This window comes from Flavobacterium sp. GNP010 (assembly GCF_056428945.1).
This window is the reverse complement of record NZ_JBWJVK010000002.1, coordinates 132146-156495: the sequence shown is the minus strand read 5'-3', so window position 1 is coordinate 156495 and position 24350 is coordinate 132146. Positions and strand designations below refer to the sequence as shown.

24 protein-coding genes and 2 pseudogenes are annotated in these 24350 nt (G+C 32.9%); 12 read left to right on the top strand and 14 right to left on the bottom strand.

The genetic code is table 11. The features are described 5' to 3' along the window. Positions 1 to 73 precede the first annotated feature (73 nt). Positions 74 to 616: pseudogene (locus AC061C_RS01420) on the bottom strand (transposase); the annotation flags it as partial. A gap of 483 nt (positions 617 to 1099) precedes the next feature. On the opposite strand from AC061C_RS01420, the gene AC061C_RS01415 reads away from it, so the two are divergent. From AC061C_RS01415 to AC061C_RS01390, 6 genes are all read left to right on the top strand, one after another. Continuing rightward, the gene (locus AC061C_RS01415; protein ID WP_478289719.1) at positions 1100 to 1336 is read left to right on the top strand and encodes a cyclic nucleotide-binding domain-containing protein; all 237 of its coding nucleotides are present in this window, start codon (positions 1100 to 1102) and stop codon (positions 1334 to 1336) included. 73 nt (positions 1337 to 1409) lie between these two features. Next, on the top strand, positions 1410 to 2273 hold the full coding sequence (locus tag AC061C_RS01410; RefSeq protein WP_478289718.1) for an acyl-CoA thioester hydrolase/BAAT C-terminal domain-containing protein: 864 nt from the start codon (positions 1410 to 1412) through the stop codon (positions 2271 to 2273). Positions 2274 to 3023: 750 nt separating this feature from the next. Beyond that, entirely contained in the window at positions 3024 to 3353 is a 330-nt protein-coding gene (locus tag AC061C_RS01405; protein WP_478289717.1) for a four-helix bundle copper-binding protein, read from the top strand. A gap of 322 nt (positions 3354 to 3675) precedes the next feature. Further along, on the top strand, positions 3676 to 3930 hold the full coding sequence (locus tag AC061C_RS01400) for a type II toxin-antitoxin system Phd/YefM family antitoxin (protein WP_478289716.1): 255 nt from the start codon (positions 3676 to 3678) through the stop codon (positions 3928 to 3930). Between the two features lies 1 nt (position 3931). Next, on the top strand, positions 3932 to 4189 hold the full coding sequence (locus AC061C_RS01395; RefSeq protein WP_478289715.1) for a Txe/YoeB family addiction module toxin: 258 nt from the start codon (positions 3932 to 3934) through the stop codon (positions 4187 to 4189). 438 nt (positions 4190 to 4627) lie between these two features. Beyond that, the gene (locus AC061C_RS01390) at positions 4628 to 5992 is read left to right on the top strand and encodes a serine hydrolase domain-containing protein (protein ID WP_478289714.1); all 1365 of its coding nucleotides are present in this window, start codon (positions 4628 to 4630) and stop codon (positions 5990 to 5992) included. A gap of 282 nt (positions 5993 to 6274) precedes the next feature. Here the strand turns inward: AC061C_RS01390 and AC061C_RS01385 are convergent. After that, positions 6275 to 6766 (bottom strand): annotated as a pseudogene (locus AC061C_RS01385) (transposase); the annotation flags it as partial. 456 nt (positions 6767 to 7222) lie between these two features. Between AC061C_RS01385 and AC061C_RS01380 the strand changes: the two are divergent. Together AC061C_RS01380 and AC061C_RS01375 are read left to right on the top strand one after the other, a co-directional pair. Next, complete coding sequence (locus AC061C_RS01380; protein ID WP_478289713.1) at positions 7223 to 7804, top strand: LOG family protein; 582 nt, start codon at positions 7223 to 7225, stop codon at positions 7802 to 7804. 176 nt (positions 7805 to 7980) lie between these two features. Then, positions 7981 to 9261 (top strand): NAD(P)/FAD-dependent oxidoreductase, encoded by a 1281-nt coding sequence (locus tag AC061C_RS01375; protein WP_478289712.1) that lies wholly within the window; start codon positions 7981 to 7983, stop codon positions 9259 to 9261. Between the two features lie 13 nt (positions 9262 to 9274). On the opposite strand, the gene AC061C_RS01370 is transcribed toward AC061C_RS01375, so the two are convergent. Next, positions 9275 to 10504: a multidrug effflux MFS transporter gene (locus AC061C_RS01370; protein WP_478289721.1), complete on the bottom strand. Its 1230-nt coding sequence runs from the start codon at positions 10502 to 10504 to the stop codon at positions 9275 to 9277. 114 nt (positions 10505 to 10618) lie between these two features. After that, on the bottom strand, positions 10619 to 11338 hold the full coding sequence (locus tag AC061C_RS01365) for a sulfite exporter TauE/SafE family protein (protein WP_309757471.1): 720 nt from the start codon (positions 11336 to 11338) through the stop codon (positions 10619 to 10621). A gap of 106 nt (positions 11339 to 11444) precedes the next feature. Here AC061C_RS01365 and AC061C_RS01360 point away from each other — a divergent pair, with 106 nt between their 5' ends. Then, a complete protein-coding gene (locus AC061C_RS01360) occupies positions 11445 to 11864 on the top strand; it encodes an Lrp/AsnC family transcriptional regulator (protein ID WP_478289711.1) in 420 nt (139 codons plus the stop codon). A gap of 176 nt (positions 11865 to 12040) precedes the next feature. Here the strand turns inward: AC061C_RS01360 and AC061C_RS01355 are convergent, their stop codons facing one another. After that, on the bottom strand, positions 12041 to 12547 hold the full coding sequence (locus tag AC061C_RS01355) for a DUF2911 domain-containing protein (RefSeq protein ID WP_478289710.1): 507 nt from the start codon (positions 12545 to 12547) through the stop codon (positions 12041 to 12043). Positions 12548 to 12725: 178 nt separating this feature from the next. Here AC061C_RS01355 and AC061C_RS01350 point away from each other — a divergent pair, with 178 nt between their 5' ends. Continuing rightward, a complete protein-coding gene (locus AC061C_RS01350) occupies positions 12726 to 14642 on the top strand; it encodes a DUF294 nucleotidyltransferase-like domain-containing protein (RefSeq protein ID WP_478289709.1) in 1917 nt (638 codons plus the stop codon). Positions 14643 to 14644: 2 nt separating this feature from the next. Next, entirely contained in the window at positions 14645 to 15241 is a 597-nt protein-coding gene (locus AC061C_RS01345; RefSeq protein WP_309757479.1) for a 3'-5' exonuclease, read from the top strand. Positions 15242 to 15249: 8 nt separating this feature from the next. On the opposite strand, the gene AC061C_RS01340 is transcribed toward AC061C_RS01345, so the two are convergent. Genes AC061C_RS01340 through AC061C_RS01305 form a run of 8 tightly spaced genes read right to left on the bottom strand, consistent with a single transcriptional unit; the run spans position 15250 to position 21293 of the window. Further along, the gene (locus AC061C_RS01340; protein ID WP_478289708.1) at positions 15250 to 15741 is read right to left on the bottom strand and encodes a 4'-phosphopantetheinyl transferase family protein; all 492 of its coding nucleotides are present in this window, start codon (positions 15739 to 15741) and stop codon (positions 15250 to 15252) included. 25 nt (positions 15742 to 15766) lie between these two features. After that, the gene (locus AC061C_RS01335; protein WP_309757483.1) at positions 15767 to 16024 is read right to left on the bottom strand and encodes an acyl carrier protein; all 258 of its coding nucleotides are present in this window, start codon (positions 16022 to 16024) and stop codon (positions 15767 to 15769) included. A gap of 23 nt (positions 16025 to 16047) precedes the next feature. After that, complete coding sequence (locus tag AC061C_RS01330; protein WP_478289707.1) at positions 16048 to 17334, bottom strand: beta-ketoacyl-[acyl-carrier-protein] synthase family protein; 1287 nt, start codon at positions 17332 to 17334, stop codon at positions 16048 to 16050. Then, the gene (locus AC061C_RS01325) at positions 17334 to 17768 is read right to left on the bottom strand and encodes a 3-hydroxyacyl-ACP dehydratase FabZ family protein (RefSeq protein WP_478289706.1); all 435 of its coding nucleotides are present in this window, start codon (positions 17766 to 17768) and stop codon (positions 17334 to 17336) included. Before AC061C_RS01325 ends, AC061C_RS01330 begins: the two co-directional genes overlap by 1 nt. A gap of 3 nt (positions 17769 to 17771) precedes the next feature. Beyond that, on the bottom strand, positions 17772 to 18410 hold the full coding sequence (locus tag AC061C_RS01320; protein WP_478289705.1) for a CatB-related O-acetyltransferase: 639 nt from the start codon (positions 18408 to 18410) through the stop codon (positions 17772 to 17774). 10 nt (positions 18411 to 18420) lie between these two features. After that, positions 18421 to 19473: a type III polyketide synthase gene (locus tag AC061C_RS01315; protein ID WP_478289704.1), complete on the bottom strand. Its 1053-nt coding sequence runs from the start codon at positions 19471 to 19473 to the stop codon at positions 18421 to 18423. After that, complete coding sequence (locus AC061C_RS01310) at positions 19470 to 20180, bottom strand: methyltransferase domain-containing protein (RefSeq protein WP_478289703.1); 711 nt, start codon at positions 20178 to 20180, stop codon at positions 19470 to 19472. Before AC061C_RS01310 ends, AC061C_RS01315 begins: the two co-directional genes overlap by 4 nt. Next, positions 20181 to 21293, bottom strand: coding sequence for an NAD(P)/FAD-dependent oxidoreductase (locus AC061C_RS01305; RefSeq protein WP_478289702.1), 1113 nt, complete (start codon positions 21291 to 21293; stop codon positions 20181 to 20183). Positions 21294 to 21393: 100 nt separating this feature from the next. Here AC061C_RS01305 and AC061C_RS01300 point away from each other — a divergent pair, with 100 nt between their 5' ends. Further along, positions 21394 to 22110 carry a hypothetical protein gene (locus AC061C_RS01300; RefSeq protein WP_478289701.1) on the top strand — a complete coding sequence of 239 codons (717 nt, stop codon included), beginning with the start codon at positions 21394 to 21396 and terminating at the stop codon, positions 22108 to 22110. Positions 22111 to 22116: 6 nt separating this feature from the next. On the opposite strand, the gene acs is transcribed toward AC061C_RS01300, so the two are convergent. Then, complete coding sequence (gene acs / locus AC061C_RS01295; RefSeq protein ID WP_478289700.1) at positions 22117 to 24024, bottom strand: acetate--CoA ligase; 1908 nt, start codon at positions 24022 to 24024, stop codon at positions 22117 to 22119. Between the last annotated feature and the right edge of the window lie 326 nt (positions 24025 to 24350).

Genomic DNA, 24350 nt, shown 5'->3' with positions numbered 1-24350 from the left:
AAATCAAGATGGTTTTTACGTGTTTTCCTTTCCCGAAGTTTCGGGATTAGGCACAAGTGACCTTACCCATAATTTAGCTTTTACAGGGAATGGAGTTTTGGCCACCGCCAAGATACCATCCCGACGCTTCGGGAGGCGGACCACGCTGGTCAAAAACCGCTATCCGATGTAAATTGCCCACCTGTCCGCCGTGGCGGATACAACACGGACATTTAGGTAAAAAAGGCTTCTTTTCTACTTTTTCTAGCACTTTTACGATGAGTTTCTCTTGTAAAAGCTTTAGTTTTTGCCGTTTCCATAGCCTGTCCCGTTTTTACGGGATGCTGCTCAAAAAACCGTAATGCCATATTTTCGCACCCGAGCCCATAGGGCGAACTGACGAAGTAAAACGTTTATGCAAAATATGCAACGCAAAACGCCGAATAAATTCCTGATGCGTCAGCGTCATTTACTTTTTTGCACCTGCCATTCGGTAATCCTTGTAATCAAAAGTTACGCTTTCATTGTCAATGCTTTTGATTCTCTGGTTGCTAATGGCAATTTTATGGTTGTAACGTCCCAAACACTCCACCGCCGACTTTGTATTTCCAAAAGGTTTCTTAGCAAAAACAATCCATTTGAGTACTAATAAATACGAGAAAACTTCTTTTAATACCAGTTTTTTGCTATATTAGAGCATAATAAAACGGAAGTTTTTTCACAGACTGCCGTTAGTGGCAAGCTTCCCAAAACGCAGAAAAAGTAACACTAAAAACAAAAAATAATCGAACAAAAAGAAACATTATTTAGACATTTTGAAAAGTACATCAATCTAAATGATGAACTTAAAATTGCGTTAATTGACAAAGTTAGTTTTGTAACTTTTAATAAAGGTGAAATAGTTCATAATGCAAATAATGTATGTACAAAATCCTATTTTATCCAAAAAGGCTTATTTCGCACCTATTTTATTAAAGATGGAAAAGAAATTAGCGAATATTTTCCAGCGGAAGGAGAATGGTGCAATTCGCCAAGAAGTTTTAGAACAAGAAAATTAGACATATACAACATAGATGCACTTGAAAATTCAGATACGTTTTGTTTAGATGTAAATGATTTAATGTATTTATTTGAAAATTTTCCAGAAATGGAACGTTATGCAAGATTGTCAATGGGTACAATTTTTGGTCACTTTATGGAAAGAATAAAATCTATGCGATTTACGACAGCTAAAGAGAAATATAACCATTTTGTAGAAACGTATCACGATATTCATCACAGAATTCCGCTTGGAATGGTTGCTTCCTATTTAGGCATTACGCAGGAAACATTGAGCCGAATAAGAGCTGAAAAATGATTTTTTGATATAGGTCAAAAGTTTATAGAATCCAAAAACTTACATTTACTCAAATTTTAAAACAAACTTTAAAATGTCAAAAAAAACTAAAATAGCGTTAATTTTAATTATGAGTACTTTGTGCTTCGGTCTTGTATATGTTTTCACTTATGTTCCACCTATTCCAAAAGAACATGGAATCTTAGATACAACATTGTTTTTGGGTAAAGGTGAAAAACAACCTTTGATAGTTGCATTTGGCGGCGGCGGCGGTGGAAATGACTGGAGCAGAGATTACGTAAAAGTAAAACGAGATAGTCTTAACAATAAGGGTTATGCCTTATTAGCAATTGGATATTTCAATTCAAATGGCGCACCATCAAGTTTGGATAGAATATCACTAGACGCAATTCGCGATTCTATTTTATCTATAGCAAAAAACCCAAAAATTGATAAGTCTAGAATAATTTTAATGGGCGGTTCGCGTGGTGGCGAGTTGGCATTGAATTTAGCAAGTAGATATAAAGATTTCACGGGTGTAATTGCTATATCAGCGTCAAATGTAAGTTTCCCAGCACTTACTTGGTCGTCAAACACTTCGGCTTGGAGCTATAAAAGTGAAGAAGTTCCTTATGTTCCTGCTACTTTAAAAACAATTTCACCAGCACTCAAAGGTGACCATTATACAGCATTTAGCATGATGCTCGAAGATAAAGAAGCCGTTAAAAAAGCAGAAATCGAAGTTGAAAACATTAATGGTTCGATTTTACTTATATCAGGTATAAAAGACGATCAATGGCCAGCCACCGAAATGTCTGACCAAATTGTTAAGCGATTACAACAAAATAATTTTAAACATTACTATTCCCACATTAAATTAAATGGTGGACATATTGCACCATTGGAAAATTTCAAACTTATATACGAATATTTAAATACACACTTTAAAACAAAATAAAGCCAGCCACTAACAGATAAGGTCTCGTTGCGTGCTTAGCACGAACAATGAAACCTGTGTTAAACAGCTTGACCCGTTTTTACAGGAGAACCGGTCACTGGCAGGAACTATTCACTTATCATAAAGTTTTACGAGAGAATGACAAGAAGGGTTTCGGCCTTGAGCGTTTTTACCCTAAAACCTAGCTTAGAAAGATCTATAGACTCAACAAAGGCATCTATAAATCGCACCTGGTTATCGGGACTTATTGTATCTTCTAAACTTGAAAAACACAGTTGCTGACGTGAAATACCTATGATGTGTTGCATGCTTAAAAATACGAAAAATCTTCTTTTAATACCAGTTTTTTATTATATTTGAGCATAATAAAACGGAAGTTTTTTCACAGACTGACGTTAGTGGCAACCCTATCGCAGAATCGAGAATCTAACGCAATTTTAATCAATAAAAATGACTTTAATATTGCAGTTACTTATTGCTAAAACCAAAATACGGACAGTATAATTTGTTTTTCCAAACTCAACATCCAACTTATAGAAATATATTGTGATGACTTTATTTGTGACAAGGAAAATAATATCATTCGTTACCCATCGTTTGATGAAAAAGTTAGACAAAAAAATTAACTTCTTTTCGCTAAATGTGCGAATGATGCAACTCATATTATTAATTATGTAAGCCTTTAGTCCATTATAAGTATAACCTTTATGACGAAGTAACAATTCAGTTACAACATAAAATTATATCAAAATGGAAAATAATAAAATTCAAAACTGCATTGATGCTTGCATAACATGTGCAGACGCATGCGAAACTTGTTCAACAGAAAACAAAGGTAAAGCGGGAATGGAACATTCCGAAAAACTTTGCATCGCTTGTGCTGATGCTTGCAACGCTTTAGTTGCTGCAAGTAAAACCGATTCAAACCTTGATGCACTTTGCAAAAAATGTGAAGAAGCTTGTAATGCTTGCGCAACTGAATGTGAAAAACATTCTGACATGAAACATTGCAAAGAATGTGCTGATGCTTGTCGTAAATGTGCAGCAGAATGTAAAGCTATGCTTGCAGTAGTGGCATAATTAAATTGTCATCAATCTTGTTTTTATTTTCAGCAAGAGGTAAATTTCTGCTTGTAAATGTTAACGCATTTGCAAGCAATTTTTATTTCTGCACCAACACCATTTAACACAAACTAGCATTGGATTTAAAGCGCTTCGAACAAACTTTATCGGAATCTCAGGCAGACAAACTCCGAACGAATTGCAGGGCAGCCGCTAACAGATAAGGTTTCATTGTTCGGCTTGCAGCCGCAACGAAATCTTATCTGTTAGTAGTAATGATTTGACGAATATTGCGTAAAATAAAAATATTGTACATACATTTGTACAAATTATAATAATTATGGTAGTTACTAATATTTCAGATTTCAGAAAAGATATTAAATCTTACTTTGATAGAGTAGCAATAAACTTTGAAACTCTAATTATAAATCGTGGAAAAGATTCAGGTATTGTTGTTATTTCACTTGAAGAATATAATTCACTAATTGCAACAAATTATGAATTATCAAACAGAACTAACGAAAGAAGGTTGGATTCTGCTATTGATAAATTTAAGAGTGGTAAGTCATTTTCTAAAGACTTAATTGAGGAATAGAATGAAATATGTATTTGTTGATGAATCTTGGGAAGATTATTTGTATTGGCAAAAAAATGACAAGAAGAAAGTTAAAAAAATAAATTATCTACTTAAAGATATTTCAAGAAATCCTTTTGAAGGAATAGGAAAGCCAGAACCATTGAAACACAAGTATGCTGGATTTTGGTCAAGAAGAATTGATGATGAACATAGATTAATTTACAGGTTTATCGATGATGAAATCCAAATTTTGAAATGTAGACATCATTACGACTAATAGTACTAGCGCGAACAGCTAGAGATTCGTTGCGTGCGCAGCACGAACAATGAAAAACTGGTTGAATAGCTTGTACCGTTTTTACGGGAGAACCGGTCACTGCAGGAACTATGCACTTATCATAAAGTTTTACAAGAGAATGACAAGAGGGGTTTTAGTATTGAGCGTTTTTACTGCAAAATTCAATTTAGAGCGATCAACATACTCAACAAAGGAATCTATAAATCGCTACTGATTATTAGGACTTATAGTAACTCTTAAACTTGAAAACCGCAGTTGTTGTCGAGAAATACCTGTGATGTGTTGCATGCTTAAAAATGCGAAAAATCTTCTTATAATACCAGTTTTTTGCTATATTTGAGCATAATAAAACGGAAGTTTTTTCACAGACTGACGTTGGTTGCTATACACAAAAAACGAAACGACAAAAAAATAAAGATGAATCATTTATATATGAAATTTGTATTTCTAATATTATTTCCCAGTTTATTATTTGCTCAGAAAAAATCCATAGATAAAGTTGAAAAATATATGGATGCGCAACACAATATTAACAAATTTAGTGGAACAGTTCTCGTCATGAAAAATGATACTGTACTTTTAAAAAAAGCATATGGCTATGCCGATTTAGAATGGAAAGTTAATAATACGGTTGACACAAAATTTGTATTAGCTTCAATTTCTAAACACTTTACAGCAATCGCCATTATGCAATTGGTAGAAAGCAAACAACTATCACTAGATGATAAACTAAATAAATTTTTCCCAGATTATCCGCAAGGTGAAAAAGTAACTATCCATATGCTGCTGACACATGCAGCTGGACTTCCAGAAGATATGCTAGAATTATATTTGGATTCTACTATTATAACTAAAGATTCAGCAATTGCAAATATTAAAAACAAACCGTATCTTTTTAATCCTGGAACAAATTGCAAATATAGTAATGTAGGATATTTTTTGCTTTCTCAGATAGTAGAAAAAGTATCAAATCAAACCTTTGAAATATTTTTGAAAGAAAATATATTCTACAAAGCAAATATGTCGAATAGTGGAGTTTGTAATAATGATTCAATCATTTTAAAAAAAGCAAAAGTTTATTATCGCAATGGTACAAGCTACGCGCATAATCCTTATATTAATTGGAATATAAATGCAGGTTTAGATGGAATCTATTCAACAGTTGATGATTTATATAAATTACAAAGAGCATTTCATGGAGAACAACTTCTTTCAAATCTGTCAAAATCAATTATGACGACTCAATACAATAAAATATACCCAGACATTGGATTTTTTGCTTCATATAGCTACGGAATTGTTGTTAATCCCTATTACAATCACAACCGATTTTTATTAACTCACAATGGAAGTTTTTATGGAACAATGACAACCTATGATAGTTATCCCGAAGATAATGTCTTTATAGCTGTTCTATCTAATAATGAATCAGAATCAAATATAATAAGTTATGGTCTGGCGGGAATAATATTTGGAAAAGAAGTCGAATTACCTTATGAACACAAAGAAGTCTCTGCAAGCGGATTTGATTTAAATAGATTTGTAGGGATATATGAAAATATTTTAGGAAAAAAAGAAAATATCAATATAATTAGTAAAGATGGTAAGCTATATCTCAATAGTATTGAAAACGAACTTATACCCGAAAATAATACAAAGTTTTTTAGCAAAAATAACAATGATCGCACAGTTGAATTTATTTATAATAAAAAAGGTAAAACAAAAAAATTAGTTTACACAAAAGGTGGTGTACAAGAGATAAAAAATAAAATTGAAAACTAATTGTACATCACACAACAGATAAGGTGTCGTTGCGGCTGCAAGCCGAACAATGAAACCTGTGTTGAATGAACCGATTATATGCCGTCAACACTTATGGAGTTATCGTAAAGTTTAGAGAGAGAATTTCAAGAGGCAAGTGAGCCTCTTTTTTTGTGCGGTAAAATCAAGATGGTTTTTACGTGTTTTCCTTTCCCGAAGTTTCGGGATTAGGCACACGTGCCCTTACCCACAAAATTAGCTTTTACAGGGAAAGGAGTTTTGGCCACCGCCAATATACCATCCCTACGCTTCGGGAGGTGGACCACGCTGGTCAAAAATCGCTATCCGATGTAAATTGCCCGCCTGTCCGCCACGGAGGATACAACACGGACATTTAGGTAAAAATTGCTTTTTTTCTGCTTTTTCTAAAACTTCTATTTGGATTTTCTCTTGTAAAAACTTTATTTATAGCTATTTACAGATCATATCCCTTTTTTTCGGGATACTGCTCAAAAAAACATAATGCCTTATTTTTACACCCGAGCCTAGAGGGCGAACTGACGAAGTAAAACGTTTGGGCAAAATATGCAACGCAAACCGCCTAATAAATTCCTGATGTGTCAGTGTCATCTTCTTTTTTGCAACTGCTACTCGGTAATCTTTGTAATCAAAAGTCACATTTTGCCCGTCAATACTTTTAATTCTCTGGTTGCTAATCGCAATTTTATGGGTGTAACGTCCCAAATACTCCACCACCGACTTTGTATTTCCAAAAGGTTTCTTAGCAAATACGACCTTTCATAATTCTTTAAAACACGAAAAATCTTCTTTTTTACTCTCGTATTTTGTTATATTTGGTATATGTGCAACCGAGGTTTTTTACAGACAGACTTTGGCGATAAGCATAAAAACTGATTGATAAAATCATCAAAGAACAATAAATGGATATTTTACAAATTTTAGTTGGTCGCTATTTATTATAGCTTATTGGCGCATGTATTAGATACATCTATCTGAACACATGTTGATTAATAGGATTTAACGAATACACAACATTCAGAAAAATTTGGAGTCCAAACCAAAAAGAATATGAAAATAATACGACCAACCACGGAGTTGGAGTGATTGTATTTGGTATAATTATAATCTTGTTAATAATTTTTACTATCTAAATCGTAATAATATTAGAGTAATGCTGGCTTGCTTAATCAAGAAAAAAAGGCCAGCAGAAGTATAAAAATAACAATCACAATGAAAAGAATAACAGTTTTTTGCGGTTCAAGTTCAGGAACCGATGCTATTTTCCTCACACAAGCTATTGTATTGGGGCAAACATTAGCTAAAAAAAATATCGAGTTAGTATATGGTGGTGCCAATGTTGGACTAATGGGAGCTGTAGCCGACGGCGCTCTAAAGCATGGCGGAAAAGTAATTGGTGTCCTTCCTGTTTTTTTGCAATCCAAAGAATTGGCTCACTACAATTTAACAGAGCTCATTTTAGTGGACACTATGCACGAAAGAAAGACAAAAATGAATGACTTGTGTGATGGAGTAATTGCTTTGCCTGGCGGCTTTGGTACTTTGGAGGAATTGTTTGAAATGTTGACTTGGGCACAACTTGGACTTCATAAAAAGCCAATAGGGATTTTAAACACAAACGGGTTTTACGATGCATTATTGGTTTTAATTCAGACAATGGTGGACAAAGGATTTTTGAAACCAAGCAACCAAAAGATGCTTTTGATTAGCGATACTATCGATGAATTACTCGATATAATGGAAAAGTATCAAGCGCCACTAGTTACAAAGTGGATTAACAAAGAAACTCTTTAGTTTGTGCGACAATAGCAAATCTAATAATGCAGAAAACTCAATAATTCTACTGTCTGTTCGAGCACAATCTAAAACCTTTATGAATTTGAATTTAAGTCTACTCTTTGGTTTTTAAATTGTACAAATTGTTATTTAAATTCGTACTTTTAGAATGATTATTTTATAAATATAAAAATATGGAAATTGTTATCATAGGGGGAGGATTCGCAGGGCTAAACCTTGCAAAAGAGTTGCTAAATGAAAAAGGAATAACGGTAACGCTTGTTGACAAAAACAACTACAATTTCTTTGCGCCGTTAATCTATCAAGTAGGTACAGCATTTTTGGAACCGTCCAGCATTAGTTATCCTTTTCGAAAATTCTTTTCGGGTAAAAAAAATCTAAAATTCCGACTTGGTAATTTATTAAAAGTAAATCCTTTAGAAAACACCATAATCCTTCATAATGGTGAATTGAAATACGATCATTTGGTTTTTGCTACGGGTGCCGAAACGAGTTATTTTGGAATGGAAAACGTAAAGAAAAATGCTATTCCAATGAAAACACTCAATGATGCAATTGTGATGCGCAATACTTTATTGAAAAATTTAGAAAAAGCGGCCATTTGCAAAGACATGCGGGAACGCAGAAAACACTTAACTATTGTTGTGGCCGGAGGTGGCCCAACTGGCGTTGAAGTTTCGGGAATGTTTGCTGAGATGCGTAAAAATATTCTTCTAAAAGAATATCCGGAATTAAGTACCACCGCAAGCAATATTTATCTGGTTGATGGTGCCAATGCTGTTTTATCAACCATGAGCAAGGCTTCACAAGAGGATACACTGGAAGCACTAACTAAATTAGGGGTTGTTGTGAAATTAAACACGACCGTTGTCGATTATAAGGATGACATTGTGTATTTTGGTAACGGAGAAACCATTCAAACTAAAAATTTAATTTGGGCAGCTGGAGTTTCCGCCAAAGTTTTCGAAGGAATTCCTTTAGAAAGTTACGGACGTGGAAAAAGAATGGCCACAAACGCTTTTAATAAAGTAATACATACCGAAAATATTTTTGCAATAGGCGATACTTGTATTCAACTGACGGATATGGAGTTTCCTAACGGTCATCCGCAAGTGGCACAAGTTGCAATTCAGCAAGGAATTAATTTAGCTGAAAATTTTAAGCGAATGAGTGCCAACAAATCATTAAAACCTTTTAAGTATAATGATAAAGGATCGATGGCTATTATTGGAAAAAATAAGGCTGTGGTTGATTTACCAAAACCAAAAATGCATTTCAAAGGATTTTTTGCGTGGATAATATGGTTGTTTATTCACCTGATTTCCTTGATAACATATCGCAACAGAGTTAAAACCTTTTTCAATTGGATGATAGCTTACTTTGCACAAGATCAATCGTTGCGTATGATTATCAGACCTGATAAAAAAGTAAAAACAGAACCTAAACAAGAGTAAACTAAAGCAACATTTAATGAACTGTCACCATTTCTTGATTTAGAGAAGTTGTGATGGTTTTTTTTATGTTTCGTTTTCCAAGAATCAAAATAATAAGTGCTAATACGGTTGAAACAGTCATAATTAAAACCATAGGCAACATCGAATTTTTAACAAAAACACCTACTGCAAAAGAAGCCAAAGCACCTAATCCCAATTGAATAGCACCCATTAATGCCGATGCACTTCCTGCATTTTTTGAAAATGGCGCTAGTGTGAGTCCAGCGGTATTGGGATTTGATATTCCTAAACAAGCTAGAAATAAAAATAATAGGGTAATGGTTTCATACAAACCTAAAAGTGAATTCATTGCCAAAGCAAGAAATAAAATGCTGACACAAGTTTGAACAATTAATGACCCAAAAATCATTTGTTCACTGCTGTACTTTTTCAACAAAAAAGAATTTAATTGACTCGCACCAATAAAACTCAATGACATAAAAGCGAATATCCAACCGTAGGTTTTGGCATCAACTTTAAAAATATCCATAAATAAAATAGGGGAGGCCGCCACATAGGTAAACAATCCAGAGAACGCAATAGAACCGGCAAAAGCATACGTATAAAATTGTGGTTCTTTGATGATGGTAAGGAAGTTTGTAATAATAGGTTTAGGTTTTAATGAAATAGAAGTATCCGGCTTGAAAGTAGTAGGTAAGCCAATTTCAGCTGCCAAAAGAACTAAAATTCCCATGCACATCAGTATAAAAAAGACCACGTGCCAACCATAATATTCAGTGACATAACCTCCAACAGTTGGCGCTAACATTGGCGAAAGCCCTACAACCAGCATCAATAATGAAAACACTTTTGGAATATCTTTGACAGGAAATAAGTCTCGAACCATAGATACCGATGCAACGGTCGCTGCACAGCTACCAATAGCTTGAACAAAACGTAATCCTATGAATGTATCGATATCGGTTACGAAAACACAACCTAATGAAGCTAGTATGTAAACTAATAATCCAATAAATAAGGGTTTCTTTCGTCCGAAACGGTCTAATAAAGGTCCATACAGTAATTGTCCTGCAGAAATTCCAATAAAATAACTCGACAATGTCATAGAAACATTTGCAACACTTGTATTCAAATCGTTGGCAATTCCTGCAAATCCTGGCAAATACATATCAATAGAGAAAGGACCGAGTGCAGTAAGTGAACCTAAAATTAGAATTAATTTAAAATATTTTGCTTTTGGCATTTCTGCAACTGTCATAAATTTTTTTTTAATTGGTGCAAAGGTAAAATTTAAAATACAAATCAGTTGTAGACTATATCAAATTAAAAAACTCAAAAAATGGAACGGTTAAATTCATTAATTTTTAAAAACCAATACCATACCAGAGAGAAATAAAAGCCCTAACATTATTCGCTTTAATATCATTTCATTTAATTTTAAATAGACTTTTTTGCCTAAAACCAAAGCCAATATAAAAAAAGGCAACACATAAAGTGAATTATACAATTGATCAACCGTTAAAATTCCTTCAAAAGCAAGAACTGGAATGCGCATAACAGTTATCAATCCCAATACGCCAAACATGGTGGCGCGCATGATCTTTACATCTGATGTTTCATTTTTTACAATTACCAAATACAATGGACCTCCAGTTGAAAATACACCAGAAAAAAAACCACCTAGGAATCCAAAAAAGAACTTCATTTTGGATACAATTTGTATTTCTTTATTGGACAATATATTATGTAAAACAAAAAGTAAAATAAAGATTCCAAGACCTTTTTTTAATATAGTGGGTTGCCCGTACGATAAAACAATAATGCCAATTAAAAGACCAAAAAAAGAGGACAAAGCTAATTTTTTAAGCAGCGATTTATCAATATATTTCCATTCTTTATAGACGTGAAAAGGAGTTGAAATCATATAAAAAATAGATAAATAACCAATGGCATCGGGTAGTGGCATTACAAACAGTAAAAAAGGTAAAGCGATTAAAGCTCCGGCAAAACCCGTTATTGTTTGAACGAAAAAACCAGTAAAAATTCCAATTGTAAGCAACACTATCATTGTATTCATTTTGCAAAATTAAAATAACATCCAATTATATTAAAACGGATTCAACGGATTTAATGTCGATATTCCATAATATAAATGTAATTTAGCTATATTTAAAACTTTATTTATGGTAGATACACTAGATTCAAAAATAATTGAAAATCTAAAAATCAATTCAAGAACTTCCTTTGTAGAAATAGGCAAGCAAATTGGTCTGTCGCCATCATCGGTTCGAGAACGCGTTCAAAAACTAGAAGATACCGAAGTTATTAAAGGATATACAGTACAACTCAATACCAAAAAATTAGGTTTTGGACTTGAAGTATTTATTATGTTCAAATTATTCAGCGGAAAGCTTACAATTTTTTGTGATGATTTAGATCAGTTTCCAGAAATTAATGAAGTTTATAGAATTACTGGAACACATAATATTTTTATGAAAGTAGTTTTAATTGATCAACTGCATCTGCAACAATTCATCGATAGACTTTTGGTGTATGGAGAACCAACAACACATTTAATATTATCTAATTTAAAAGAATTGTAGTCAACCGTGATTATATGATATAATATTCGAATTGGCTTTCTTTTGTGCACTAATCAAATGCACTATAATTTATATTATGTAAAATAGAATTTATTGAAATTAAGATGAGTCATTAATTACATGTAATAAAAAAAGCATTACGTCTCAGTAATGCTTCTATCTATAATGAATGTAAGTTATTTTATTGAGATTGGAATATTCCATTTTTCCCAACTTAGAACAACATTTTTCTTATTGATTGTATACACCAATTTCTCCACTGCGACTTTAGCAACTTGTGGCTTAACCGTAACGCGCAATTGATCTTCTTTATCTTTATACTTGTAAGCGCCCCATTGTTTGGCTTCTTTATTAAAAATAATGATACATTCTTTTTCATTTGGAATCACAAAAAAAGAATATTTACCTGCTGGTAATTTAGCACCTTCAATAGTTAGGTCTTTATCTGTTTCAAATGTTGTTGCATCATTTGCTCCTGCACGCCATACTTGATTAAATGGTACTAATGCTCCCCAAATTGGTCTATTATTTACAGAAGGACTCCCATAATTAATGGTAATTGTAGCTTCATTAATTTTTCCCGTAGCAACTTCTTTACTACTGGTTGGTTTTCCTTGAGCAGCAATCAAATTCACAAGGAATAAAGCTATGAACGAAAAATGTATTTTTCTAATCGATTTCATAATGTAGATTTTAAATTCATTTATAAAAGTAAAACAAGAAGTAATTATTTCACTATTAACCGATCTATTTTATGAAAAAATTAAGTTTTGTATAATTTAATTATTTTACAAGAGTATTGCCAACAAAAGTATTTTTAAAATTGTTATTTTTACCAACGATACATATCTATCTAAAATTATGAACACAATTGCGGAACATATTGCTGATTTCTTAAAAGGATATCCACCATTTAATCACTTAACATTTGGAGAATTATCTCAAATAGCTACAAATATTCGGGTCGTGAATTTAGAGAAAAATAAGACTTTATTCCAAATAAATGATATTTTGCACGATAGCTTTTATGTGGTTGCATCTGGTGTAATTAACTTAGCCGTTATATCTGATGCCGAGGAAACTTTATTGAACAAATGTACCGAAGGAGATATATTTGGATTACGCCCTTTTTTTGCTAAGAACAATTACATGATGACGGCTAAAGCACGAGAAGAAAGTGTCGTTTATGCCATTCCAATTGACACCTTCCGACCATTTGTTGTTAATAATTCAGATGTTTTAAACTTTTTATTGGAGAGTTTTGCTGTAAACACTAGAAATCCTAAGGATAAAGAAAATTTAGTTGGCAAATTAATTTCTGATAATGTTTTTTATTCAGACCAACAGTCTGAGATGCAATATTTTCAGTCATTAGCGTATAATCATTCTCCACTTACAGCGACAAGTACAGCAATAGTAAAAGAAGTTGCTCAATTAATGACTGAAACCTTAAAAAATAATGTTGTTATTTGCGAAGCTAATTTTCCTATTGGAATAATTACAGATAGTGATATGCGTTCAAAAATTGCAACTGGGAGATTTCCACTAGCTGCTTCAATAGATCAAATAATGTCTTCGCCCGTAATTACAGTTGTAGAGAATGTATCTTTGGCCGAAGCCCAATTGTTGATGTTAAAGCACAATGTCACTCATTTATGTGTCACACAGGACGGTACTGATAAATCGGATTTAAAAGGTGTAATTTCAGAGCATGATTTAATTGCTGCACAAGCAAATAATCCTGGTGTATTGATCAAAGAAATCAAACGATCTCAAAATCCAAAGGAACTAAAACAAATACGCGAACGTTTAACAGATTTGATCCAGACTTCAATTTCCAAAAACATACCGCTATCACATGTATTCAATATTGCTAGTGAAATTAATTTAGCAATAATTAAACGCGCTGTAGAATTGTCTATATTAGATTTGGGCTCACCTCCTGCTCGTTTTGCTTGGTTAAGTATTGGTAGTCAAGGTCGAAAAGAACAATTACTTTTAACGGATCAAGATAGTATCTTAATTTTTGAAGATGTTGCCCCAGATAAATATAGAGAGGTAAAAGATTACTTTATAAAACTAGGGAAAAAGACAACAGCTTCGCTTGAAAAAATTGGTTTTGAATTTTGTCCAAACGGACATATGGGAAGCAATATGCTTTGGTGTAAATCATTGACTGACTGGACTAAACAATACGACAGTTGGATGAATACTCCAGGAGAAAATAGTACTGATTTGAGTAGTATTTTCTTTGATTACGAAATCACTTTTGGTGAGCAACGAATAGAAGATGCCATTGGGAACGTTGTTTTTAAAAATGCAAAAAACAACACGCTATTCTTTGACTTTTTGGGCAATGATGCTTTGAGAAAAAATTCACCCCTAACCTTTTTCAAAAATTTCAATGTGGAAGAAGAAGGACCCGAAAAAGATAAATTTGATATAAAAACGCGCGGTTTAATGCCATTAATTGACGGAGCCCGATTGTTTACTTTAAGTTTTGATATTCGTGGCATAAATAATACATTCCAAAGATTCAAACAACTTGCCATTACGGATGCTAAGCATGCTGAAGTATATCTCAATTGTGCAGAAGCCTTTTTAATTTTATCAAAATTCAGAACTTTAGAAGGTTTAAAAAACGATAATTCAGGACAATTCATCAATTTAAATGAACTATCTAAAATTGATAAAGAAAAATTAAAAAATGCTTTGACACCCATGAAAGAGTTAGAAGAATTAATAAAAAATAAATTTCAACTTACGCAATTTTCATAATTATGTTAGACTGGTTAAAGAATATCAATAAAGAACATCCTGAATTTTGGAAAAATTATGTCTCTAAATTTGATAAAAAATCAACACGCTTTGTGGTTTTATCTACGGAAACTTCTGGAATGAATGTAGAAAAAGATGTGATTTTATCCATTGGTTCTTTTGCAGTAATCGATAACAGTATTGTCATTGGTGATAGTTTCGAAGCAGTGCTATTGCAATATAAATTCCTCCATGACAATGGACTTTCCAATGATTTTTTGGTAGAAAGTAAAATGAAAAAATTAGGCGAACCCGAGGCCATAACTTCTTTAATTGAATTTATAGGAAATTCAGTTTTGGTAGGACATCATATTGACTTTGATGTGGATATGATTAATGCCGCATTAGAAAGATTATCGTGCGGAAGATTGAAAAACGAGGCTTTAGATGTTGATATTATGCACCGCAAATTACATGACACCAATGATAAACAATTTTCACTAGACCAACTTTTTACAGCTTATAATATACCATTAAGTGAACGAAATTCTGCTGCCGAAGATGCATATAAAACTGCGTTATTATTTTTAAAATTAAAATCAAGATTGGGGATTAAATAATTTTAACGTCAATCTATTAATGTAATTCCTTCCCAAAACGCTCCGTGATGGCTTATGGAAACTGGTTTAACTACAGTTGAGTTCTTACAAACCACAAAAGGTATTCCGTTTGTTTTTACAATAGCGTCAGTACTATTTAGCTTCTCAACCCTCGAAAAGTCGTCTTTATTTGTTAAGGCAATAGTGTGTATACAAGCCGAAGAAATACTGGTTTTTGTAAAATAAAGCCTGCCTTTTATTGCAACTGAACCCGAATTTTCATCATCGTAGTTGCATGCTATTTGCAAAGGGAAATACCCTCTAATACCTGTTTCTCTGTTGTAAATTTTATATGCAGCCTCCTTTCGCGACCATAAATTCCAAACCATTATTTCTGGACTTATGGCAGAAGTAATAAGTAATTGTTCTTTTTGGGTAAAAATTTTATCTAAAAAACCTTTTCGTTGCCAATTGCTTTCTTTTTTTGCTACAGCTAAATCTACTACGTCATTTCCAATCATTTCTCATTGGTTTTACTGTAAATACTTAACTTTTACTTGCTAATTTTGTATCGATAATTTCCAACGCAGCTTTGACATTGACCATGCGCTCCATTGACTCATTGTCAATGACTATGTTATATTTTTCTTCAATATCCAAAATAACATCAACTAGATTAGCCGAATTAATTTTGAGATCATTTATAAAATCGGTATCTTCTGTAAGTACTTCAAATGCTTCTTGATTTTGAATGTAAGGCTTGATAATACTTTTTAGTTCTTGAAGGGTTTGTTCTTTGTTCATTTTATTAATATTTGTGAATTTAATTATCGAATAGCTGATGGAGAATATTTCTTAAAAATAACGCAGCCATTTACATCTCCAAAACCAAAACTAGCTTTGGCTGCGATTTGAATTTCTTTTTCTAATACTTGTTGTGGTATTTGTGACGCATCAATTAGTCCCAAAATTTCAGGATTTAAATCATTACAATTGGTATTCGGAAAAATAAATCCGTGATACAATTGCAATACTGTGGCAACGCTTTCAATAGACCCAGCACCTGATAAACAATGGCCTACCATTGATTTTAGCGAATTTATATAGGGGAACTCTTTACCTTTTCGGCCCAAGGCTTCACACCAATTCTGAATTTCTAAACTATCTTTTGTTGTGGCAGTCAAATGCCCGTTGATTGTGTCAATTTCAGTAGCGCCAACTCCTGCATTTTTCAAAGCATTTTGTATGCACTTTTGTACTGCAACCGGATTTGGTGCTGTCATTGTTCCTAAACCACGTTGTCCGCCCGAATTTACATTTCCACCCAAAACTTCGGCATAAATGGTTGCTCCACGGGCCAAAGCCGTTTCATAATCTTCTAAAACCATTGCGCCTGCTCCACTGCCTGGTACGAAACCGGAAGCACTTGCTGACATTGGTCTTGAACCTTGTTCTGGTGAATTATTATGTTTAAAAGTACATACTTTCATAGCATCAAAGCCACCCCAAATATAGGGTCCTGAATCACTTGTACTTCCTGCTAAAATACGTTTGGCTTGGCCTGATTTGATGCGTTCATATGCCATTAAAATACTTTCGGTTCCCGTTGTACAAGCTGACGAATTTGTGGTGACTTGATTTCCTAAACCTAATTTCCCGCCCAAATAGGCACTTACACCACTATTCATGGTTTGTGCTACTGCTGTACTACCCAATCGTCTGGTTTGAAAATCATCAATTTTATAAATGCTTTCGCGAAATTTATCAATTCCAGAAGTTCCAGTACCAAATATAGTTCCGCTATCCCAATCGGGTTCTTCATTTATTTCTAAAGATAATCCGGCATTTTTCCAAGCATCAATCCCAGCTATTACACCATACAAAATCCCAGTAGAATTGAAATTACGCAACTCTAATTCAGAGAAATAGCGCAACGCAAATTCAGTAGAAATCTCAGGTTTCCCTGCAATTTGACATGAAAATTGTAGTCGTTCTAATTCTGGGTCGTGCTTAATTCCCGAAATTCCATTTTTGATAGCATGCGTAAAATCATCAAGTCCTACTCCATTTGGGGCAACAACTCCTAGACCTGTAATAACAACTCTTTTTTTCATTATTTAGAAAGTATCATTCCTGCAATTATTCCTGTACAAACCTCTGCTCCTTGTTCATTTTTCATGATGACTTTACATTTTAATTTTCCGAATCTAAAGTATATTTTTTTTGAAATCACATTCACTTTTTCATTAGTAAAAACAGGTTTTAAAAATTCAATATCCGTTGATGTTAAGGCAATTGATGTATTTTTATTCAAGTCATCATTTAATAAAAATATACCTAAACAAACCAACCCAATTTGTGCCATAACCTCTGTGAGGATTACTCCTGGCGTTATTGGATTGTCTTTAAAATGTCCCTTATAAAAGTCTAAATTTGGATCAAAAGTATAAGTTCCTTCTACCCCATTTTCATCAATTGCGATTATTTCGTCGACAAATAAAAACGGTTTAGAATACGGTAATTTTAAAATAATTTGCTCTTTGTTCATATCCTATTTCTTATTTGCAAATTTTTTCAAATCTTCAACAGTAGTACTAGTTAATAACTGCACATTTTCAGTGATTTTTTCTATGCTCCAATTCCACCATTGAATTTCTAATAATAACTTTATATGTGTTTCTGAAAATCGTTTTCTAATGATTTTCGCTGGATTTCCACCTACAATTGTATAAGGCTCTACATTTTTTACTACTGTGGCATTCGCAGCTATTATTGCACCATCACCAATTGTTACGCCTGCCATAATTGTGGCATTATATCCAATCCAAACATCATTACCAACGACAATATTCCCTTTATTTGGATATTCTTTGCCCTTCATAGCTTCTTGCCAGCCATTTCCAAATATAGAAAATGGATAACTTGAAATTGTATCCGTCAAGTGATTGGCACCATTCATTATGAATTTTACATCGGAGGCAATCATGCAAAAATTTCCAATGATTAATTGATCATTATTAAAGTCAAATAGGTACTTTACATTTTTCTCAAAATTTGTAGTATCTTCAAAATCATCGTAATACGTGTAGTCACCTACAACTATATTTGGATTTTTTATGATATTCTTTAAAAAACAAAGCCGTTCATAGTTTTTTAAAGGATAAATATCTTCTTTATTTGCGCCTGTCATAAAATATATTTTAAAACTGTAATAAAACTCTTTGCGCTGAAAAACCTGGACCAAAACTCAACATTAACCCTTTCTCCCCTTTCGTAGGCTGATTGTCCATTATTCGTTCTAAAACATATAACACTGTTGCACTGGACATATTGCCATACAATCGTAAAACCTCTTTTGTCTCGTCTATATTTTTACCCAAACTCGAAAATAAACTTTCAACCGTTTGTACAATTTTTTTTCCACCGGGGTGAAATATTAAGTGATCAATGTCTTCCATTTTTAAATTATTTTTTTCTAAAAATGAATGAATAATATCCGGAAAGTGAGATGCTATAGTTTCTGGAACTTCAATGTCCAGCACCATTTGCAAGCCCGAGTTGGTCAGTTTAAAACCCATCATGTGAATATTATCATAAAAATGATACATTTCCTCTGCAAGTATTTCTGGCCCTTCATCGTCTTCATGTGAAGATAATAAAACACAAGCAGCTCCGTCACCAAAAATGGCGGCGCTCACAATATTGGACATAGAAAAGTCATCCAATTGAAAAGTTGCAGTTGGACTTTCAACTGCAATCACAGCTGCACGTTTTCCCGGATTGGCTTGCAAGAAATTTTTAGCGTAAATAATACCTGAAATTCCTGCCGCACAACCCATTTCAGTAACAGGAAGCCGCACTATATCTTGACGTAGTTGTAATGAATTAATCAAATAGGCATCTAGCGACGGAATCATAATTCCGGTGCAACTTACCGTGATGATGTAATCTAAATCTCTAGGGTTCCAATTGGCTTTTTGCAAGGCTTTTTCCAATACTTTTTCTCCTAAATCAATCACTTCACGAACATAAATATCGTTTCTTTCCTCAAATGAAGTTTCGGTAAACACTTCAATTGGATCCATAATGGAATACCGTTTATCAACTGCTGCACCTTCAAAAATTTTTTTCACTTTCCTGATAAATCGTTCGTCTTGTCCTATCAACCAAGTATCTAAAAAAGGAAGAATTTCTTCGGTTGTTCTAGAATATTTTGGTAATTGTTTTGCTACGGTTTTGATTTTTACACTCATATTTTTGAAATTATCCATTGGTAGCGAAAAGCCCATTTCCAATGAATTTTATAGTTTTTAAAATTTAATTTTTTTGATAATTGTAGCAGTTCTTCTTTTTTAAAACCTCTTAAAATCGAGGTTAATCCATCTTCACGTGACATAGTATTTAATCGAAATACAAAACATAATGCTTGAAACAATCGATAAGCAATTAGATTTCGATGCAAATCATTGATGACAATACCAGTAGTTGCATTAGTATAAAATACATCTAGCAAATACATAATTTCATCATCGTTAAAGTGATGTAAAGTCAATGTACATAATAAGATATCATATTTTAATACCTTGAATTCTTGATCAAAAATATCTTCGCAGCGATACTTAATATTAGAATAATTTTCAGATAATTTTTGTGCATGCTTGACTGTAAAGTTATTAGCATCTATACCTATTAATTGAAATTTCAAATTGTTTTTTTTTCCAAAATCAGCTAGAGTTCGCAACATATCACCATTGCCACAACCTACGTCTACAATAACAATTTCTACTTTTTTAGATTGTTTAAGAAGTTCTTGTACTCCTTTTAAAGTTAACCGATTGCCACCTAAAAGCTGATTAATTTTGGCTATTTTATCTAAGGCATCTTTTAGTTCTTCTCCTTCGAGCTCAAAGTCATCCATAATTTCAGATGCGCTAGTTCTATGGGTTGTATTTATAGCCATTTATATAGGTTTACCATGTGTTTTTTTTATAATTATGGGCAATAGAGCCGGAAATAAAATTAAAATTTTTAATACCGCTTGTGCTGTTTTTTCGTACTGCAATAGTTGTCCTAAAATACGTCCCATTTGCAATCTTTTTTTAAAATTTTTGTTCCAATCTTTTGAATATTTACTTTCTAAAGTTCCTCGATCAATACTTTTTTCTAGAAAAAGTATTATATTTTCAGCTGCTAGTTTTGCACTGTGAATCGCCATTGCCATTCCGTTGCCGCACAAAGGATGAATCAATCCTGCGGTATCACCGATCATTAAAATATGATTTTCTACACATTTTTTTTTTTCGAATGAAACTTGACTAATAGTTAAGGGTTTTTCAAACTGTATGACGGCTTTTTTAAAAATATCTTTTAAATTCGGATTTTTACAAACTACATTTTCTTGATACTCTTCAATAGTTTTATGCAATTTAAAGGTTTCATAATTAGCGAGATAACAAATGTTCACTAGATTGCTTTCAACTTTAGAAACGCCACAATACCCACCTACAAAATGATGCAAACCAACAAGATCATCAGGGAAATCTACCCTGTAATGCGCTTTAACACCTAGCCAATGTGATTTTTTTTGAATAAAAGGCCGTTTAAACTTGATATCAAGATTGGATCTTTTCCCAAAGGCACCTACTACAATTGGAGCAGTGTACGTGTTTAAATTTGTAGTTATTTTAAATTTACTATCCAAAAACTCGATATCAGAAACCGTTTCTTTTACAATTTGGCAACCACGACTAAGCGCTTCTTTAAATAAATACTGATCTAACTGATACCTACTAATCCCAAATCCGCCTAAAGGCAATGTGCTATTTAATGATTTTCCAGAAACAACTGAAAAGAATAGTTTATCAATATGTTTAGGACCCAACGACGGAATGTCGAGTCCCAATGATTTTAAATAAGGTAAAACTTCGTTGGAAATATATTCACCACAAACTTTGTGCTTTGGGAATTCATTTTTTTCTATCACAATAACATCATAATTATTGTTTTTGAGATGAATGGCCGCAATAAGTCCGGCTAAACCACCACCAACAATAACTATAGAATCTTGTTTCATATTTTGTAAATTTAATAATTTACAATAACAAATTCTTTCTAAATTCTATAAAAAATTTACATATTTTTTGTAAAGAAAAATTAAAATGCTATGTTTGTTTATGAATGTAATCAAAACCAAGAGGCTGTTATTATTAATCCCAATTGCATTACTAGCAATTTACTTTTGTGCAGGGATTTTTTTTGATCAAGCTCTAGTTATTTACATTAAGCCATTAATTATTCCAACCTTTATGGTGTATGCAGCAGCAACTAGTTTTAAGAAGCTTAACTTAATCTATATTTTATTTGTTCTTTTTTTTTATGTAAATGAAGTATTGCTATTATTCTATGAAAACTCTATACAATTGTTTAGAACTGCTATGGTTGCCTCATTTTTTTGCTATTCTGCGTTGCTTATTTTAGGATACAACTCGCTTAAAGAGAAAAAGCTGTATACCTTACCTAAAGGATTTTCTCTTATCATTTTTGGAATAAATTGTATTTTTTTATTGGTTGTCTTATACCTTCTAACATCAGCAGTTGGAGATATTTACCTCGAAATTATTATAGTTTTTAATGCTATAATAACCGTTTTTCTGGGTGCCACTGCGGTTATGCATTTAGCCAAATATGGAGATAAAAGGGCTTATTATTATTTTTTTGGCACTTTCGCCTTAATTTTTAACGATGTATTTGCTGCAATTGGAACGTATTTTATTGACCACATCGTTTTGAATACAATGGACAGAGTATTGCATTTTACATCTTTTTATTTAATCTATTTATTTTTAAATAAAAATAAGGTTGAAAATCTTTCAGCAGATCTTCAACCTTAAATTACTCTAAACCTTATTATTTTTTATTTCCTCAACAATTTCTGGATTTAAAAGGGTTGATATATCTCCAAAATTTGAATAATCTCCTTCGGCAATTTTTCTAAGAATACGCCTCATAATTTTTCCAGAACGTGTTTTTGGCAAACCACTAACAAACTGAATTTTATCTAACTTGGCAATTGGTCCAATGTGATCTGAAATATGTTGATTAATTTCTTTATACAGATTTTCTTTATTTCTAGTTTCTCCAGTTTCTTTTAGAATAACAAAGCCATACAAAGCATTTCCTTTAATGTCATGCGGAAAACCTACAATAGCAGACTCGGCAACAGCTGGATGTTCATTAATAGCATCTTCAATTGGTGCTGTTCCTAGATTATGTCCCGATACAATTACCACATCATCTACACGACCTGTAATCCTGTAATATCCTACTTCATCTCGCAAGGCTCCATCACCAGTGAAATATTTACCTGGAAAAGCTGAAAAATACGTGTCTTTATACCGCTGGTGATCGCCCCAAATAGTTCGTGCAATACCTGGCCATGGAAATTTAATGCATAAACTTCCAACGACTTGATTCCCTTCTATCTCATTTCGTTTTTCATCCATTAATACCGGTTGAATCCCTGGTAACGGTAAGGTTGCATATGTAGGTTTTGTTGGTGTTACGAATGCAATTGGCGAAATCATAATTCCACCTGTTTCAGTTTGCCACCACGTATCTACTACAGGACATTTTTTATCTCCTACGTGATCATTGTACCAGTGCCATGCTTCTTCATTAATGGGTTCACCAACTGATCCTATCACTTTAAGCGACTTTAATGGATGTTTTTGTACAAATTCTATATTTTCTTTTGCCAAAGCACGAATAGCGGTTGGAGCAGTGTAAAACTGTGTAACTTTATGCTTTTCGATTACTTCCCAAAAACGACTATAATCAGGATACGAAGGGACACCTTCAAAAATAACTGTGGTAGCACCGTTCAATAAAGGTCCATAAAGAATATACGAATGTCCAGTAATCCAACCAATATCAGCGGTACACCAAAAAATATCATTTTCTTCATAATTAAATACATTCTTAAACGTATAAGCCGTGTACACCATATATCCTGCCGTAGTATGAACCATACCTTTTGGTTTTCCTGTAGAGCCAGAAGTATACAATATAAATAATGGATCTTCGGCATCCATTATTTCAGCTACATTATTATCTGAGGCTTGATCTAATAGCGATTGTAACCATTGATCTCGACCTTCAAGCATCATGATATTAGAGTGAATTCTTTTGGCTACTAATACTTTCTCAACGCAAGGACATTTTTCTAGTGCTTCATCTACAATTTCTTTTAGATCAATGGTTTTATTGCCGCGAAAGCCACCATCAGAAGTGATAACCATTTTGCATGAACTGTCATTAATTCTACTCGCAATTGCCGAGGCTGAAAATCCTGCAAAAACAACTGAATGTATGGCTCCAATTCTTGCACAAGCAAGTATAGAAACCGCTAGCTCAGGAATCATCGGTAAATAAATACACACTCGATCTCCTTTTTTTATACCTTGCTCACGCAATACGTTTGCCATTTTACAAACGCGTTGGTGCAATTCATTATAAGTTATATGTAATGCTGCTTCCGAAGGGTCATTTGGCTCAAAAACAATTGCAGTTTTTTCACCGCGTTTTGCAAGATGTCTATCAATACAATTTTTTGCAATATTTACTTTGGCTTCGGTAAACCATTTAATTTCGGCCTCAGCCATATTAAACTCTACCACTTTATCCCATTGCTGGTACCAAGTAAAGTTTTCTTCTGCTATCTTACCCCAAAATTTTCTAGGTTCACGAACTGATTTATTATAATGTTTAAAGTATTGTTCTAGATTATCAATTTTGTAATAGCTCATGTTATAATTTTTTATAAAAGTATTAAATCTCTCGTGATTCTTAAAATTATTTAAATCATAAATACCACTAAAATGAAATTGATTTGTAAATAAAAAAGAATTTTAATACCAATTTATCTATTTTTTGTAGTTTCAGACTAATAGAAAAACACAAAAGGACGAGAGTGCCAAAAAACTATAGCTCCTAACGTAACTACAAAATTAATAACGATGATTTTTTGAATTGAAATTTACCAAAACTATTTCGTTCCAAAAAAGAAGACTAGTTCGACTTGCTAAAGTATAGTTTATAAAAATTGAATATCGATTTTTTTACTAGTTCCCAA

What these genes read in the sequence shown, in the direction of transcription:
- AC061C_RS01355 (WP_478289710.1), bottom strand. Translation starts at nt 12,547, where the DNA reads ATGAAATCGATTAGAAAAATACATTTTTCGTTCATAGCTTTATTCCTT.
- AC061C_RS01330 (WP_478289707.1), bottom strand. Translation starts at nt 17,334, where the DNA reads ATGAAAAAAAGAGTTGTTATTACAGGTCTAGGAGTTGTTGCCCCAAAT.
- AC061C_RS01370 (WP_478289721.1), bottom strand. Translation starts at nt 10,504, where the DNA reads ATGCCAAAAGCAAAATATTTTAAATTAATTCTAATTTTAGGTTCACTT.
- AC061C_RS01350 (WP_478289709.1), top strand. Translation starts at nt 12,726, where the DNA reads ATGAACACAATTGCGGAACATATTGCTGATTTCTTAAAAGGATATCCA.
- AC061C_RS01415 (WP_478289719.1), top strand. Translation starts at nt 1,100, where the DNA reads ATGTATTTATTTGAAAATTTTCCAGAAATGGAACGTTATGCAAGATTG.
- AC061C_RS01400 (WP_478289716.1), top strand. Translation starts at nt 3,676, where the DNA reads ATGGTAGTTACTAATATTTCAGATTTCAGAAAAGATATTAAATCTTAC.
- AC061C_RS01395 (WP_478289715.1), top strand. Translation starts at nt 3,932, where the DNA reads ATGAAATATGTATTTGTTGATGAATCTTGGGAAGATTATTTGTATTGG.
- AC061C_RS01340 (WP_478289708.1), bottom strand. Translation starts at nt 15,741, where the DNA reads ATGATTGGAAATGACGTAGTAGATTTAGCTGTAGCAAAAAAAGAAAGC.
- AC061C_RS01410 (WP_478289718.1), top strand. Translation starts at nt 1,410, where the DNA reads ATGTCAAAAAAAACTAAAATAGCGTTAATTTTAATTATGAGTACTTTG.
- acs (WP_478289700.1), bottom strand. Translation starts at nt 24,024, where the DNA reads ATGAGCTATTACAAAATTGATAATCTAGAACAATACTTTAAACATTAT.
- AC061C_RS01380 (WP_478289713.1), top strand. Translation starts at nt 7,223, where the DNA reads ATGAAAAGAATAACAGTTTTTTGCGGTTCAAGTTCAGGAACCGATGCT.
- AC061C_RS01375 (WP_478289712.1), top strand. Translation starts at nt 7,981, where the DNA reads ATGGAAATTGTTATCATAGGGGGAGGATTCGCAGGGCTAAACCTTGCA.
- AC061C_RS01360 (WP_478289711.1), top strand. Translation starts at nt 11,445, where the DNA reads ATGGTAGATACACTAGATTCAAAAATAATTGAAAATCTAAAAATCAAT.
- AC061C_RS01320 (WP_478289705.1), bottom strand. Translation starts at nt 18,410, where the DNA reads ATGACAGGCGCAAATAAAGAAGATATTTATCCTTTAAAAAACTATGAA.
- AC061C_RS01325 (WP_478289706.1), bottom strand. Translation starts at nt 17,768, where the DNA reads ATGAACAAAGAGCAAATTATTTTAAAATTACCGTATTCTAAACCGTTT.
- AC061C_RS01335 (WP_309757483.1), bottom strand. Translation starts at nt 16,024, where the DNA reads ATGAACAAAGAACAAACCCTTCAAGAACTAAAAAGTATTATCAAGCCT.
- AC061C_RS01305 (WP_478289702.1), bottom strand. Translation starts at nt 21,293, where the DNA reads ATGAAACAAGATTCTATAGTTATTGTTGGTGGTGGTTTAGCCGGACTT.
- AC061C_RS01315 (WP_478289704.1), bottom strand. Translation starts at nt 19,473, where the DNA reads ATGAGTGTAAAAATCAAAACCGTAGCAAAACAATTACCAAAATATTCT.
- AC061C_RS01365 (WP_309757471.1), bottom strand. Translation starts at nt 11,338, where the DNA reads ATGAATACAATGATAGTGTTGCTTACAATTGGAATTTTTACTGGTTTT.
- AC061C_RS01405 (WP_478289717.1), top strand. Translation starts at nt 3,024, where the DNA reads ATGGAAAATAATAAAATTCAAAACTGCATTGATGCTTGCATAACATGT.
- AC061C_RS01390 (WP_478289714.1), top strand. Translation starts at nt 4,628, where the DNA reads ATGAATCATTTATATATGAAATTTGTATTTCTAATATTATTTCCCAGT.
- AC061C_RS01300 (WP_478289701.1), top strand. Translation starts at nt 21,394, where the DNA reads ATGAATGTAATCAAAACCAAGAGGCTGTTATTATTAATCCCAATTGCA.
- AC061C_RS01310 (WP_478289703.1), bottom strand. Translation starts at nt 20,180, where the DNA reads ATGGCTATAAATACAACCCATAGAACTAGCGCATCTGAAATTATGGAT.
- AC061C_RS01345 (WP_309757479.1), top strand. Translation starts at nt 14,645, where the DNA reads ATGTTAGACTGGTTAAAGAATATCAATAAAGAACATCCTGAATTTTGG.